18 protein-coding genes are annotated in these 14,966 nt (G+C 40.0%); 9 read left to right on the top strand and 9 right to left on the bottom strand.

The window, feature by feature from the left end; all coding sequences use genetic code 11:
* Window positions 1-10: 10 nt before the first annotated feature.
* Both CSV64_RS13685 and CSV64_RS13690 read right to left on the bottom strand, forming a co-directional pair.
* Complete coding sequence (locus tag CSV64_RS13685) at window positions 11-712, bottom strand: RluA family pseudouridine synthase (RefSeq protein ID WP_099635147.1); 702 nt, start codon at window positions 710-712, stop codon at window positions 11-13.
* Window positions 709-1,176 (bottom strand): low molecular weight protein-tyrosine-phosphatase, encoded by a 468-nt coding sequence (locus CSV64_RS13690; protein WP_099635148.1) that lies wholly within the window; start codon window positions 1,174-1,176, stop codon window positions 709-711. Before CSV64_RS13690 ends, CSV64_RS13685 begins: the two co-directional genes overlap by 4 nt.
* Before the next feature lie 221 nt (window positions 1,177-1,397).
* Here CSV64_RS13690 and CSV64_RS13695 point away from each other — a divergent pair, with 221 nt between their 5' ends.
* Window positions 1,398-1,772, top strand: a complete 375-nt coding sequence (locus CSV64_RS13695; protein ID WP_099635149.1) for an SLAP domain-containing protein — start codon at window positions 1,398-1,400, stop codon at window positions 1,770-1,772.
* Between the two features lie 39 nt (window positions 1,773-1,811).
* Here the strand turns inward: CSV64_RS13695 and CSV64_RS13700 are convergent, their stop codons facing one another.
* Window positions 1,812-2,528 carry a YebC/PmpR family DNA-binding transcriptional regulator gene (locus CSV64_RS13700; protein WP_099635150.1) on the bottom strand — a complete coding sequence of 239 codons (717 nt, stop codon included), beginning with the start codon at window positions 2,526-2,528 and terminating at the stop codon, window positions 1,812-1,814.
* A gap of 701 nt (window positions 2,529-3,229) precedes the next feature.
* Here CSV64_RS13700 and CSV64_RS13710 point away from each other — a divergent pair.
* From CSV64_RS13710 to CSV64_RS13735, 6 genes are all read left to right on the top strand, one after another.
* Entirely contained in the window at window positions 3,230-3,937 is a 708-nt protein-coding gene (locus CSV64_RS13710) for a phosphoadenylyl-sulfate reductase (protein WP_099635152.1), read from the top strand.
* Between the two features lie 69 nt (window positions 3,938-4,006).
* A complete protein-coding gene (gene sat, locus CSV64_RS13715; RefSeq protein ID WP_099635153.1) occupies window positions 4,007-5,149 on the top strand; it encodes a sulfate adenylyltransferase in 1,143 nt (380 codons plus the stop codon).
* An 11-nt stretch (window positions 5,150-5,160) separates the two neighbouring features.
* Window positions 5,161-5,757 carry an adenylyl-sulfate kinase gene (gene cysC / locus CSV64_RS13720; protein WP_099635154.1) on the top strand — a complete coding sequence of 199 codons (597 nt, stop codon included), beginning with the start codon at window positions 5,161-5,163 and terminating at the stop codon, window positions 5,755-5,757.
* A 12-nt stretch (window positions 5,758-5,769) separates the two neighbouring features.
* Complete coding sequence (cobA, locus tag CSV64_RS13725) at window positions 5,770-6,546, top strand: uroporphyrinogen-III C-methyltransferase (RefSeq protein ID WP_099635155.1); 777 nt, start codon at window positions 5,770-5,772, stop codon at window positions 6,544-6,546.
* A complete protein-coding gene (locus tag CSV64_RS13730) occupies window positions 6,543-7,304 on the top strand; it encodes a sirohydrochlorin chelatase (protein ID WP_099635156.1) in 762 nt (253 codons plus the stop codon). The genes cobA and CSV64_RS13730 overlap by 4 nt, the downstream gene beginning before the upstream one ends.
* Window positions 7,285-7,920: a precorrin-2 dehydrogenase/sirohydrochlorin ferrochelatase family protein gene (locus tag CSV64_RS13735; RefSeq protein ID WP_099635157.1), complete on the top strand. Its 636-nt coding sequence runs from the start codon at window positions 7,285-7,287 to the stop codon at window positions 7,918-7,920. Before CSV64_RS13730 ends, CSV64_RS13735 begins: the two co-directional genes overlap by 20 nt.
* A 61-nt stretch (window positions 7,921-7,981) precedes the next feature.
* On the opposite strand, the gene CSV64_RS13740 is transcribed toward CSV64_RS13735, so the two are convergent.
* The 6 genes from CSV64_RS13740 to CSV64_RS13765 all read right to left on the bottom strand — a co-directional run bounded on the left by CSV64_RS13740 (window position 7,982) and on the right by CSV64_RS13765 (window position 13,762).
* The gene (locus CSV64_RS13740; RefSeq protein WP_099635158.1) at window positions 7,982-8,326 is read right to left on the bottom strand and encodes a DUF6568 family protein; all 345 of its coding nucleotides are present in this window, start codon (window positions 8,324-8,326) and stop codon (window positions 7,982-7,984) included.
* A 152-nt stretch (window positions 8,327-8,478) separates the two neighbouring features.
* Window positions 8,479-9,294, bottom strand: coding sequence for a phosphonoacetaldehyde hydrolase (gene phnX, locus CSV64_RS13745; RefSeq protein WP_099635159.1), 816 nt, complete (start codon window positions 9,292-9,294; stop codon window positions 8,479-8,481).
* A complete protein-coding gene (gene phnW, locus CSV64_RS13750) occupies window positions 9,294-10,385 on the bottom strand; it encodes a 2-aminoethylphosphonate--pyruvate transaminase (protein WP_099635160.1) in 1,092 nt (363 codons plus the stop codon). The genes phnX and phnW overlap by 1 nt, the downstream gene beginning before the upstream one ends.
* Window positions 10,386-10,406: 21 nt before the next feature.
* Entirely contained in the window at window positions 10,407-11,384 is a 978-nt protein-coding gene (locus CSV64_RS13755) for an extracellular solute-binding protein (protein WP_233190489.1), read from the bottom strand.
* A gap of 13 nt (window positions 11,385-11,397) precedes the next feature.
* The gene (locus tag CSV64_RS13760) at window positions 11,398-13,017 is read right to left on the bottom strand and encodes an ABC transporter permease subunit (RefSeq protein WP_099635163.1); all 1,620 of its coding nucleotides are present in this window, start codon (window positions 13,015-13,017) and stop codon (window positions 11,398-11,400) included.
* A complete protein-coding gene (locus tag CSV64_RS13765) occupies window positions 13,010-13,762 on the bottom strand; it encodes an ABC transporter ATP-binding protein (protein ID WP_099635162.1) in 753 nt (250 codons plus the stop codon). The genes CSV64_RS13760 and CSV64_RS13765 overlap by 8 nt, the downstream gene beginning before the upstream one ends.
* A 249-nt stretch (window positions 13,763-14,011) precedes the next feature.
* Between CSV64_RS13765 and CSV64_RS17100 the strand changes: the two genes are divergently transcribed.
* Both CSV64_RS17100 and CSV64_RS17105 read left to right on the top strand, forming a co-directional pair.
* Window positions 14,012-14,281, top strand: a complete 270-nt coding sequence (locus CSV64_RS17100; protein ID WP_099662683.1) for a helix-turn-helix domain-containing protein — start codon at window positions 14,012-14,014, stop codon at window positions 14,279-14,281.
* A 343-nt stretch (window positions 14,282-14,624) separates the two neighbouring features.
* The gene (locus CSV64_RS17105) at window positions 14,625-14,885 is read left to right on the top strand and encodes an IS3 family transposase (protein ID WP_368665181.1); all 261 of its coding nucleotides are present in this window, start codon (window positions 14,625-14,627) and stop codon (window positions 14,883-14,885) included.
* Window positions 14,886-14,966: the final 81 nt, after the last annotated feature.

Below are 14,966 nucleotides of genomic sequence, written 5' to 3' on the forward strand. Positions count from 1 at the left end.
CGGTTCTTCACTAACCATATGTTTTATAAACTTGATCGTGCGTAGTATATAATTCCCAAGGATAAACTCGTGGTGCTTCTGATGTAAATTGTAGCTTTTCCTTTGTTGTCGGATGTTCGAACTCCAACTCGTGTGACCATAACGCAATTTGTTCGCCACGCCTATTGATAGTACCACCGTATTTCTGATCACCATAGAGCGGAAGCCCTTCTGTTGCCATTTGTACTCGAATCTGGTGTGATCGTCCTGTATGTAGACGTACACTTACTAAGCTTTGATCAATTTTACTATCAAGTACTTGATAATCCAAACTAGCCATCTTCCCCTCCGGATGGTTCGGCTTCACGCTGTACACTTGATTTTTTTGACGATTCTTGTATAAATAATGCTGAAGAGTAGATTGTTTTTTCCGAGGCACACCACGGAGAACCGCTAAATATCTCCGTTCGATGATGCCGCGACGAAGCTGATCGGATAGACGAGATGCCGCCTTGGAAGTTTTAGCAAATACCATTACGCCACCAACGGGACGATCAAGACGATGTACTAAGCCAAGGTATACCTTTCCTGGCTTTTGATAACGTCTCTTAATATCTTGCTTTAAAATAGTTAATACGTCCAAGTCCCCGCTCTCATCTTTTTGCACCGGTACATTGACCGGCTTTTCAACGACTAAGAGATGGTTATCTTCATATAATATAGGAATCTTCATTTTATGGATCCCTCTTTTTTAATTAAATCCAATAACGCCTGACACCCTTCGAGCACCAAGTCGTATGTTTCTTGGAAATCACCAGTGAAATACGGGTCTGGAACGTCTTTTTGATGACTTGTCAAATCCAAAAAACGAAGCACACGTTGATGATTATGATCACCAAATATGTTATGAATATTTCGGATGTTTTCTGCGTCCATTCCGATTATATAATCAAAATCCGCTGCATCTTCCACGTTTAATTGACGTCCCGCCATCCCATCTGCCGAAACGTGATATTCTGCCAGTTTGGCCAAAGTTCCTTCATGGGGCGCTTTCCCGACATGCCAATCACTTGTTCCTGCCGAGTCTACTTTGATGCGCCCTTCCAATCGTTCATCATGAATCATCTTACGAAATACTCCTTCAGCCATAGGTGAGCGACAAATATTCCCGAGACAAACGAATAATACACGTATCATACGACTCTCTCCCTTTACTAGTATATTTCTACTCTAGTATACATCATTCGATAAATTCATTCATTCTATGTATAATAATCAGCGATAATTCCAGTCATACTGAAATTCTTATCTTACACAAGAGAATTAAGTCGTAGTTAATATCTTTTAGTATTTCATGTTATAATAGGACTTAAATATCATTTATCAGGGAATGATACAGGAAAAAGGAGGTCTACGCTATGCAAATTGTTTTTGAAGCAACGTGGGAAGCTACTTTATCGGACAAACAAAAACAGGCTTTTATTCTTCAATATGAAACTAAAAAGTCAGTACATGAAGAATTTACAGCTACACCTATACTGTTGAAACGAAAACGCAACGGAGGATTAGTCGCTACTGTATTCTTGCAAAATAATCGTAATGAATTATTATCTATTCGTGAAGCTATAGTATGTGTAGTGAATGAACACAGTGATGTAGTAGCTGAGGAGACTTTTTCATTATCCCTCGATATTCCACCTTTTGCCGCAACACCCTGGTCTTTCATCTTCTTACCTACTTATGTACATTCAATTGAAGAACCTTCTGACGGATGGAAAGTCATCATAAAGTAATATAAAAACAGCCGCTCCATTTATGGAACAGCTGTTTTATTATGCTAATTCAACGTTATGATGAACTTGTTGTACATCTTCTAAATCATCAAGCGCATCAATCATTTTTTCAAACTGATCCTGAGTTTCTTCATCTAATGAAATCTCGTTCTGAGCAATCATGGATAACTCGGCTACGGTAAAGTCCGTAACACCCGCTTGACGGAATGCCTCTTGTACTTCATGGAAATGGGTAGGGTCAGCGTAAACTACTACTTGCCCATCTTCCTCCTCAATATCATTTACATCAACGTCCGCTTCCATCAATAACTCTAATACTTCATCTTCCGTTTTGCCTTCAACACCGATAATTGCAGCTGGATCAAACATGTAAGCTACAGAACCACTCACTCCCATGTTGCCACCATTTTTACCAAATGCCGCACGCACTTCGGAAACTGTCCGATTGACGTTATTTGTCAAAGCGTCCACGATGACCATAGAGCCATTCGGACCAAATCCTTCATAACGAAGTTCGTCGAAGTTTTCCTCGCCGCCACCTTTCGCCTTTTCGATTGCACGGTCGATGATCGCTTTCGGTATGCTGTAGGTTTTTGCACGCTCGAGTACGAATTTCAGTGCTTGGTTGGACTCAGGACTTGGATCCCCTGATTTTGCTGCTACATATATTTCACGGCCAAACTTTGCATAGATTCTACTTGTGTTCGCATCTTTAGACGCTTTCTTTTCTTTAATGTTATTCCATTTACGGCCCATTGGGTGCACACTCTTTCCTTTAGTTATAATGATTTACTACTACTATTTAGTATACCAATTGCATTTTGACATGAAAAGTAAAAAGAATAATGTTGTGAGATAAATAGAGATGAAATAGTACTGTCGTCCTACGTTTTATTCGCTTGGGGCAACAGTATGTTACCCGATTGTGAAATGCGTTTGACTGGAACACTAGGCGTCTGCGGGTCTTTGGCACTTTTGTTGGGGGTCGTTGCTCGACTGGTTGTTGGATACCGAAGTCATCGAGTGTCTGCTTTCTGGACTCGCGCAGGCACGTGGGGGATTGCCTACAGCCAGAAGCCAGCTGGCGGTAGTGCTGCCAGTTGGCTCCTGGCCACGGCCTACCCCGCAGTTGTGCCTGCGCTGCTGAGTGGTAGTTATTTTGGTTGTGGTTCTTATAGGAAGAAGATCAGTGATTTGGTGTTACTGATTTTGTACTTTTTAAAAAGAAGTTTACGAACTGCCCTACACCCAATCCAACGAAGGCGCCTACCACCAGCGCCGAAGTGGGAGCAATGAACTCGCCGCTTATTACGCCCCCTTTACAGAAACGTAATCCAACTAACAAACCGCCATTATTTACACGTATAAAAATTCAATCCCTACTATTCTAATTTGCATTGACTATTTTTAATTGTCTGTTAAACTGTTAATAATATAACAGTTAACGGGGGGATGGAATGATCACATTTGAATCGTTAAAAGATGCACCGGTCTTACCAGAGTTTCCGGCAGACTCCGAGACAAAAGGAGCTTCTGAAGTACTGCAATGGGCTTATGATCACTATGGAGAACAGCTAGTCTATGCTTGTAGCTTTGGTATCGAAGGAATTGTATTGATCGAACTGATTTCACGCGTGAAACCCGATGCCAAGATTGTATTTTTAGACACCAATTATCATTTTAAAGAGACATATGACACGATAGAAAAAGTGAAGACGCGTTATCCTCAGCTTCAAATTCATTTGCAACAGCCTGGTTTGACTATTGAAGAACAGACAGATCAATATGGCCTGGATCTCTGGAAAACCAATCCAAACCAATGTTGTGATTTGCGCAAGATTAAACCACTGGAAGAAGCAATTGCCCCTTCCACTGCTTGGATATCAGGATTAAGGCGTGAACAATCTGAATTAAGAAAATCTACCGAGTACTTGAATTTAGATAACCGTTTTAAAAAGATTAAAGTGTGTCCGCTTATTCATTGGACATGGAAAGATGTTTGGCGTTTCGCCCACACCCATGAACTGGATTATAATATACTTCATGATCAAGGATACCCGAGTATTGGGTGCGCAAACTGTACAAAACCAGCATTTACTGAAGAAGACATGCGCTCTGGACGTTGGACTGGTAGCGGCAAGACAGAATGCGGATTGCACACATGATTTTTTTTAACCTTAAAACCAAGTATTTCTATATGGCTTATTAAAATGAAAAGGATAGGTGTTCAAATAATGACAACAATACAACCACATGGCGGTAATTTAGTTAATTTATACGATCCCGCTCTCTCCATTGAGGGACTGCATAAAACAGTCTCAATTGATGCTACATCAGTAAGTGATTTGGAATTAATAGCAACGGGTGCATACAGCCCGTTAACTGGTTTTTTAACTTCTAAAGATTATCATGCAGTCGTCAATGATATTCGTTTAGCAGATGGTACAATATGGAGTTTACCAATTACACTACCCGTTAAAGACAGTTCGGCTTACTCCGTAGGCGATACGGTTTTACTCGATTATCAAGGCGATATCTACGGTACACTTGAAATTACCGATATCTTCGAACCTGATCAACAAATCGAAGCTGAGAAAGTTTATAAGACAGCTGACCGTACACACCCTGGTGTTGCGAAGTTACTCGATCGTGGCCATATCTATCTTGGCGGACCGATTAAACTAATCAGACGAATAGAACAGAAAGATTTCGCTGAATTTTATTTCGATCCTTCCGAAACTCGTCAAGCATTTGAAAATAATGGATGGAAGACCATTGTCGGATTCCAAACGCGTAATCCTGTGCATCGTGCACATGAGTATATCCAAAAAACTGCACTTGAGATTGTTGATGCACTTTTGCTCAACCCGCTAGTCGGCGAAACTAAGTCAGACGATATTCCCGCCGATGTCCGGATGGAAAGTTATCAAGTATTACTACGTGACTACTATCCTAAAGATCGTGTGAAACTGGCTGTCTTCCCTGCTGCCATGCGTTATGCAGGACCACGCGAAGCCATCTTCCATGCACTTGTACGTAAAAATTACGGTTGCACACACTTCATCGTTGGGCGTGACCATGCAGGTGTTGGGGATTATTACGGCACATACGAGGCACAAGAAATCTTCTCGAACTTCACAGCGGAAGAAATCGGCATCACATTACTGTTCTTTGAACATAGCTTCTTCTGTAAAACTTGCGGCAATATGGCAACGCCTAAAACTTGCCCGCACACTAGTGAAAACCATGTAATCCTTTCGGGAACTAAGGTACGTGAGATGTTGAAAAACGGCATCTTGCCTCCACCAGAATTCAGTCGTAAAGAAGTAGTTGATGTACTGATTAATGGTTTACAAGAAAAAGAACTGGCGAAGTGAGGGGAAACGATATGGCAAAGAACATTGTATGGCATGATCAATTAATTTCAAAAGAAGAACAGCGTATAAAAAACAAACATCATAGCGCAGTACTCTACTTCACCGGCCTATCCGGTTCAGGGAAATCTACAATTGCCAATGCAGCCGCGCGCCGATTGCATGATCTTGGTGCTAACACTTATGTACTTGACGGCGATAATGTCCGTCATGGCTTAAATAAGGACCTCGGCTTCTCTGATGAAGCACGTAAAGAAAACATTCGTCGCATTGGCGAAGTTTCGAAATTATTCATAGATAGTGGTCAGCTCGTATTCACCGCATTCATCTCTCCTTTCCAAGAAGATCGAGACAGCGTCAGACGTTTGGTAGAAGAGGATGAATTTGTTGAAGTATATATTAGTTGCCCTCTTGGTGCTTGTGAAGAACGTGATCCAAAGGGATTATATGAAAAAGCACGTGCCGGTGTCATTCCTGAATTCACCGGAATTTCATCACCTTATGAAGTACCAGTAAAACCTGAACTTACATTAAAAACGGATCAATATACTGTGGAAGAGTGTGTCGAGCAATTAATCGACTACTTACGTGATAAAAAATGGATTAATTAAGGAGTGATTGGAATGGGTAAAGTTTGGCTAGTCGGAGCGGGTCCTGGAGATCCTGATTTATTGACCGTCAAAGCGGTGAAAGCTATACAGCAAGCGGATGTAATTCTTTATGACAGACTGATCAATCAAGAAATTTTGACTCATGCGAAGCCGGATGCGGAATTGATTTTTGTAGGCAAGCTTCCGAAGCATCATTTCGTCCAGCAGGATATGATCAATTTCTTATTGGTTAAACATGCGAAGCAAGGTAAACAAGTCGTACGTCTGAAAGGCGGCGATCCATTTATATTCGGTCGCGGCGGTGAAGAAGCAGCGTTTGTGGTGAAGCATCACATCCCATTCGAAGTGATCCCGGGCATCACGTCTGGAATCGCAGCTCCTGCCTATGCAGGGATTCCCGTTACTCACCGTGATTACAGTGCATCATTTGCAATCGTCACGGGCCATCGTAAGGAAGGTGCCGAAGAGGCTGAGAAATGGCAGGCCCTCGCCAAAGGAATTGATACACTGGCCATTTACATGGGTGTCAGCAATCTTCCCTATATCCAGAAACAATTAATTCAACACGGCAAAGATCCAGACACACCCGTTGCATTCATTCATTGGGGTACTACAGAGACGCAGCGCACAGTTACTGCAACACTTTCCACCATGACAGATACGGCACGACTTGAAGAAGTCAAAAACCCTAGCATGATTGTTATTGGTGAAGTGGTCCGCTTACGTGACGAATTGCAATGGTTCGAGGAATCGAGCGAAGAACGTCGTTTGCATGAGACGATAGTATGAGAGCGATCCTATATATTTGCCATGGTAGCCGCGTAAAGAAAGGACAGCAGGCTGCTTTGGCCTTCATTGAGAAGACGATGGAAACCGAAGTGGCCCCTATTCAAGAAGCGTGTTTCCTTGAACTCGCTGATCCATCTATCGCAGTAGGTGTCGCACGCTGTATAGAACGGGGTGCAACAGAAATTATTGCTATCCCCTTTCTATTATTGCGCGCGGGCCATGCCAACGTGGACATTCCTACAGAGCTACAAGACGTCATGATGAGTTATCCTGATATTCCTGTTTACTATGGTGATCCAATTGGCGTGGATGAACGTATGGTTGATGTACTAATCGAACGATTGCATGAAACGACAGAAGTAACCCCTAACGATGCATCCATTTTATTGATTGGAAGAGGCAGTAGTGACCCGGCTACGAAAGAAGATTTTGCGAAAATCAAAAGAATATTCCAAGAGAAAACCAAGCTTCAAAATGTTCATGTCGGCTATCTAGCAGCTTGCGAGCCTTTTTATGAAAATGAACTTAAACGGCTACTAGAACACCAACCTAAAAATCTGTACATTTTACCGTATTTATTATTCACCGGTATTTTAATGAAATCAATTGAACGAACACTAAAGAAAACCCAAACCACAACCGCTATTCATCTCTGCCCCGAACTAGGCTATGATCCAGTAATTCATGCGATTCTGAATGAAAGGGTTAATGAAGCAGCAGAAAGGAAACGTGATCTCTATGTTCCCCATCATGCTTGAAAACATGGATGAAGCAAAAATATTCTTAGTTGGTGGCGGGCACGTCGCATATCACAAAGTACTCAACCTACATCGGTTCGGTATTCATCCTACAATTGTCAGCCCTGAATTTCATCCATCTTTTGCGGAACTTGAACTGCAAGGGATGGTTACGCTCATTACAAAAGAAGCGGAATGGGAAGATGTTGCGAACGCTTTTCTCACATTGCTCGTTACTGACAATGAAGCAGTAAATGATTATCTCGCTAAGAAATTAAAAGATGCGGGTAAACTAGTCGTCCACGCTTCCAACCCATCACTAGGTACCGCGCAAATTCCAGCGGTTACGACTCGCGGTAAACTGATCATCAGCGTATCTACAAGTGGCGCAAGTCCTTCATTAGCCAAGAAGATTCGGACGGAAATAGCAGAAACGTATGACGAACGTTATGAAGACTACTTAGACTTCTTAGCAGATATCAGATACTACGTGAAGCAGTTTGTAACGGATCGTGTAGAACGTCGAACTTGGCTGAAAGAGGCCATTGAACCGATTTATCTTCATAACGTAGAAGAACGTCAAACCTTCCTCGATGAACTTAAACAAACCTTCCCAGCAGAGCAGACTATCAGTTGAAAAGATAAAAAGATCATTAATTCATTTACGAATTAATGATCTTTTTATAATTTCACTCAAATTACTTATTCATAAAAGACTTAATCTCTTCTTCTGACATTGATGAATCACATTTCACGTTTACTGTGTCACCATTAGTGTAAATGAAACCAGGAACTGTCGGAATATCATATTCATTACGGAATGCAGAAACACCTTTCATATCTGCATTTTCTACACTGTTAACGTAATAAATGTGGGCGTCCGTTTCTTTAGCGACTTTATTTAGTTTTTCAACGAATATTTGACAGAAAGGACATACGGATTTACCGACATAAATTACAGCTTCTCCGTCACCTTTTACTAATTCCTCTGCTTTTGCCGAATCAATTTTATCAAAACCAGCTATATTTTCTTCATAAGTCATTGATGTTCAATCTCCTTTCTCTACTCTCACTAGTATACCGTATTGTGTAAATACTTTAATAAATTAGGCTTATGCGTTGTACGAGAATCCAGTTCATCATCAAAGTAGAGAGGGATTGAAGCAAAGAATAGTGTGATGCACAGGCAACTTTTTTACTGATGACCTGGTTTTTTTCCTATTGCAATAAGTTCATTAATTATCTCAATTAACTGAGGAAGTTCGCCCATTGTCTTAATTGTGAAATCTGCACCGTTCTCGATAAAAGTTTGTGCTACTCTAGTAATCTCTGCTTCTTTATCAGCTTGCGCGAGCCCAGTAAATTCTTCAATACTTAACCCCATTTCAGAGCTTCCAACAATAACACCGACTGACCACAGACCTGCGTTAACGCCTTCTTTAATATCTGAAACCGTGTCACCTACTTTAATTGTTCTCCATGCCGCTGATAATTTCAACTTCTCCATAGCTCGATAAACCATATAAGGGTACGGTCGACCGACTGAATCTGTCTCATCAGCTGTTACATAAACATCCGGGCGATAGCCTTTTTTCTCAGCATTCGGCACAACGACATCCATCATCGTATTGGTATATCCAGTTGTCGAGCCAATTTTCAAACCATTTCCACGTAATACTTCAATCGTTTCTATTACCTCTGGAATCGGATCCGTATAGTCCTTCAAAGAAGCCATCAATGCAGGCTCAAATTCCGCATATAAGTTTTCCACATCTTCTTCTGTAAATGATCTATCATGTTTTTCTTTCCATAAAGCAGAAATTCTTGGCATTTCCAGCATTGTACGAATATGATCGATTTTCAGCATTCCCATTGGGCGTCTTGCCTCTTCCATCGTTACCTCAACATCAGCATTTTTAAAAATAGATATAAAAACATTTACAGGTGCAAAACATCCAAAGTCTACAGTTGTTCCAGCCCAATCGAAAATAACACCGTCAATTTTAGCCATTACGCCACCACTTTCATATAATTTTCTATAATTGTACATAAGTCTTGAATATCTTCTTCATATACTTCACCGATATTGCCCATGCGGAATGTATCTACATCTGTCAGCTTCCCAGGATAAATAACATAACCTTTCGTTTTCACATATTCATAGAAGTCTTCGAATTCAAATTCGTCGTTTGGAAAAAGAAATGTTGTAATGATGGGTGATTGTTTTTCCTCCGAAATATAAGCATGTATATTTGCTTTTTTCAATCCCTCTCGTAACAACTGATTATTATGTTCATAACGAGAAAACCGTGCTGCAATACCGCCTTCATCAATTAACTCCTCAATTGCTTTCGCAAATGCGGCTACGACGTGTGTTGGCGATGTATAACGCCATTTCCCATCTTTGTCCATCTCTTTCCATTGGTCATATAAATCGAGCGACAAACTGCGTGCATTTCCTTCACACGCCAGCAGATGATCTAGCTTAGCAATGACAAATCCAAATCCGGGTACACCTTGAATACACTTATTGGCGCTGCTGATTAAATAATCGATATTGAGCTTGGACATATTAATTTCAACGCCACCAAAGCTACTCATTGCGTCAATTATCAACGTCTTTCCGTACTCCTCTGAGATGTTTGAGATCATCTCTAAAGGATTTAAAATGCCTGTTGTCGTTTCACAATGTACCATCACAATATGCGTGATTTCCTGATCGATTTGTAAAATCGTTCTAATCTCATCCTCCTTGGGATGTTCATCGTAATCGACACTATATTGAACATAGTTTATTCCAATATAATTAGCCATTTTCACAATACGCTCTCCGTAAGCACCATTCGTTACGATTAATACTTTATCCGATTGTGAAATTGCAGTTGTCATGACAGATTCAACAACGAACGTCCCGCTTCCTTGCATCAAAACCGTTGTATAGTCCTCATTTGAAACTGATGCAAATTCCAAAAGCCGTGCTCTAATTTCTTGGGTGATTTTCTTATAGTCTTGCTCCCACGTACAACGGTCAATAAGCATTTCTTGTTTCACTGTAGTTGTTGTAGTTAATGGACCTGGCGTTAATAGTTTATAAGTATTCATCATTGGACACTCCCCATAAATTTAGTTGGCTGATTTAAAAAAATCTTGGTGTTGCTGTAAAAGCTCGACTGTTAGTGGTTGTTTAAAGTGCTTTGAATAAGCTGGTTTATTCGTATCTAATACAGTTTCACCTTCATATAGCGCGACTGGATAGTGCGTAATAAGCTCTTTTCGTGCATCTTTAACAATGACCTCCGCCATTTCCATCGCCAATTTTGTTGTTTCATCATACTTATCGACGACAGCAACTGTTTCAGTCAGCGAGAAATTCCCTTCGATTGGATCGATATATTCAATTGGCAAACCAGAATCCTTGGCCAGTACTGCTTGATACCGCAAACCAAATCCAGCGGCAACTTCTCCAGCCTGTACTTTTTTAATTGGACCTGAACCTGAACTCTCAAGATGTGGACCCGTATTGGCGATTAAATTACGAAGAACTGTTTTCCCCTCTACTTCCCCGTATTCACTCATAATCGCTTGGACGAATAACCAACCTGTTGAAGAGTCCATAATATTTGGAATCGACACCAACCCTTTGAACTCTGGTTTTGCTAAGTCTTTAATTGAAGTTGGCATTGGTAAACCCTTGGCTTTTAATACTTCCGTATTGGTGAAAATTGCTCCTGTATTGGCTAAAATCGGTGCATAGTAATTAGGATGTTGTTCCAACGCATTTGTCTCAAATGTTAAATCTGCAAACATCTCATGTTCTTTCTGAGCACTTTCAACAAAATAAGAGCTCATCGTTAAGATATCCGCCTCGATCTTATCGCCCTCTACCATCAGTTTTCCACCTATTTCAGATGTCCCTAATGACTGAAGTACATACTGTTCTTCGTATCCAGCCTCGTCTAACGCAGCTTTCATCGCTTCAGAAGCGGCTTCATCACTATTCGTATAAATGACTACTTTTCCTTCCTCTGCATTACCAACGCTACATGCTGCCAACATCATTAGTGAAGTGACTACTAGCAATATTCCTTTAATTTTTTTCAATTTCGAATCCCCCTCACACATGATTGAATTTCCTTTTTTGAAAATAATCGCAAAGCAATTTTACAAATAGGTTGGTCGCGAATATTAACAAAGATAAAATGAAAATCTCATTAAACTCTGCAAAGTATTGCAATTCTTTAATTTTGCTCGCAACGAGCGAGGTTTTCGCTGTTACTAAAAAGATAATCCCACTAATCGTGACCATTGAATTGATAAAGTAATAGCTAAACATTTCAATTACCGTTGACGATGCATTAGGAAGAATGACTCGATAAATCGTCTTCAACCAACTATCTCCTAATAACGCGCCAGTCGTTTCCCACGAAGGATTCATCTTCGATAAAGCATTTTTTGCCATTAAATAAGGTGTAGTGAAATAATGGACTAAATTACAGATAATAATAATGAGAAAGGTTCCTTTTAAACTGCTGTTATTGAAAAATAGTAAATACGATAAGCCGAGCACCATCCCCGGAACCGTGTTCGTCATCATTGAAATGATGTCGATCGTCGCTTTCCCTTTTACGGCTGTACGAACATTGAGTACCGCCGAACTAAATGCCACCGTTGTTCCGATGATTGCCGTGAATAAAGCAACAAATAATGAGTTTTTATAAACTGTAAGTAAACTACTTGATTCGAATGCATCGATTAAATGCTTAGATGTAAATGTAAGATCATAAGGAAAACTTACTAAAAACGGCGCAATGAACATTACGGCAAAAACCGAAAGCATACTTCCTAAAATAATCGTTGAAACAAAACCAAATCCTATGTCTCTGCCTTTATGCGAGAATAATTCAATGCTTGAAGTCTTGTCATAATGAAAGTTGAGTTTTTCAAGATAATTTAAAAACAGTATTCCGAACACTGCCGGAACTAACATCAGAACTGCAATGACAGCACCATTATTAAAGTCTGGGATTGCACCAAGCATCACTTGATATAACTGCGTTGCCACAACAGAATACGTCCCGCCGATTGAAGCCGGAATTCCAAAATCCGTAAAACTCAAAATAAAGGATAAGATAAAAGCGCCGCCTATAGTACCTAGTAACGGACGAACAATAGTGTTTTTAAAACTTCTAAGTGTACCATCGCCCATTAGCTTAGAAACGACGATAAACTTTTTATCAATGTATTTAAATGAGTTATTGATTAATAGAAAGGCTGCAGGCAAAGTGTAAATGATATAGCCGATGAGCAGCCCGTTAAATCCATAAATCGTAAACAGATGTTGACCGATGATTTTTGTTAGCAGCCCTTCATTACCGAATGAATAGATAATCGCGAATCCATAAGTAATCGTAGGCAACAACATAGGAAGAAGTATGCCCACTTTAATTGCAACTTTTAAAGGCTTATAGATTCTTGTACAATTTACCGCGTAAGCTAAAGTGAATGCTAAAACGGTTGTAATGACAGCAGTCAAACTTGAAATTTTAATGCTGTTCCCGAAGGATTCCATTAGTTCTTTATTTGACAGGACCGAAAGATAATTCGTAAGTTTAAATCCTTCAGCAGTTTCAAAAGAACGAAAAAACAAAATACCTAGGGGAGCGACTAAAAAAGCGATAAAAAAGAGTGAGATTGCAATAAAGATCACCCGTATTGCCGGTTTTCTATTAGGCATATTTTTCACTGAACAAATCATAAATATTTTGTCTCTTAATATGTAATTGTTTCAAAATAAACGATTTAACGAATTCATTGCTTGGCTGATTGATAATTTGCTGCGGTGTACCGTACTGGGCAATTGTCCCCTCGTTAATGATTAAAATCTTATCGGACATCGTTAAGGCTTCTTCAGGATCATGTGTCACAATGATAGTCGTTAAGTTAAATTCTTTTGCGATTGATTGAATACGCTTTTTAATGGACTCTTTAATCACACCGTCCAACGCACTTAACGGTTCATCTAGTAATAAGATTTTAGGTTTCATCACCAATGTACGTGCAATAGACACTCGTTGCTTTTGTCCGCCTGATAATTCACCAATCTTTTTTGTTAAGTGAGGTTCTAGGCCTAAGAATTCTATGTACTCCTGAAGTTCTTCTTTAGTCACGAGATCTTTCCTATTTCTTAATCCGTATACAATGTTTTCGTAAGCGGTCAAATTAGGAAAGAGTGCATAATCCTGAAATACGATATTGAATCCACGATCCTTCATCGATACATTGCTTAAATCCTTATTAGCAAAAAGGATTTTTCCACTGTCCATCGTCGTTAACCCTAAAATAATATGCAGTAGAGTTGATTTTCCACTTCCACTTGGACCTAATAACGAGACGATTTCTCCAGCTTGAATATCCAAATTGATATTCTCGAGAACGACTTTGTCTTCATACTGTTTGCTTATATTTTGTAATCTCAGCAAACGACTCACCTCCCCTATACACATCCTTAGTATATCTAGTGATTGTTAAGGCACGACGGAGTCTTTGTAAACATTGTGTAAACCTTTGTAATGATTCGATTAGAAGATGGGTGCTTGTGTATGACATAAATAAGACGCGACTCTGAATAGTACATAAATCCAAAGGTATATGATATGCCCCCCAAAAGTTAGAGCTACAATCTAAATTTGGGGATGTATTCTTATGGTTAAATTTAGCGAAAGTTTAAGCTGAAGCTTTTTCAAAAATATCTCGATGGACGATCCGGCTATAAGACATTGGCTAAAAAGTATGGCGTGAAAGCGGATATACAGATAAGGAATTGGGTGAACGCTTATAAAAGATACGGTGTGGAAGGATTATTTAGAAGGAAAATCCGTGAAGTTTATCCTGTTCAATTCAAGCTGGATGTACTAAGCTTTATGAAAAGGACAGGCGCTTCGCGGTCAGAAACGGCACTTCACTTCGGGCTAACCAATCCATCGATGATCTCTTCATGAAAAAGGAAATTCCTTGAAGGCGGTGAGGAAGCCCTAGGACCAACCGAAAGGACGGCCAACCGTGTCAGACAAAGTGAAGAACGTTAAAAGTACACAGCCTGCTCTACAGGAAGAGATGACGCGTGAACAGAAATTAGAAAGAGAGAATGAACTCTTGCGTTTAGAGGTAGAAAGTTAAAGGCTTTTCAGATGGATCCCGACGGCTATCCCGAAAAGCACAAACAGCGGTATCATTCGAACTCAAAGAAGAATTTCGATTGAAGGATGTCCTTCAAATTCTAGGCATTCCTGAGTCTTCTAACATTATCATGTCAAACAATTGAAACGAAATAATCCAAATCAAGTGCTCGAAGAAACCATTCAATCTATTTTTGATGAACACGATGGTAATTATGGCTACCGCAGGATTCAATTGGAGTTAAGGAATCGTGGAGTTATAGTAAATCATAAAAAAGTGCAGCGGATCATTCGTAAACTCGGAGCGAAAGATGACAAATTCATTCGTAAATCACGGGGTATCGCTCATATAAAGGAACGATCGCAACCGTGGCAAAGAACCGAATTCACCGTCGTTTCAATACGTCGATTCCCTATCAAAAATTGATAATGGATATTACAGAATTCAAGTGTTCCGATGGTCGAAAACTCTATCTTAGCCCCATTATGGATATGTATAATGGAGAAA

Source organism: Sporosarcina sp. P32b (genome assembly GCF_002743335.1).
Lineage (GTDB): Bacteria > Bacillota > Bacilli > Bacillales_A > Planococcaceae > Sporosarcina.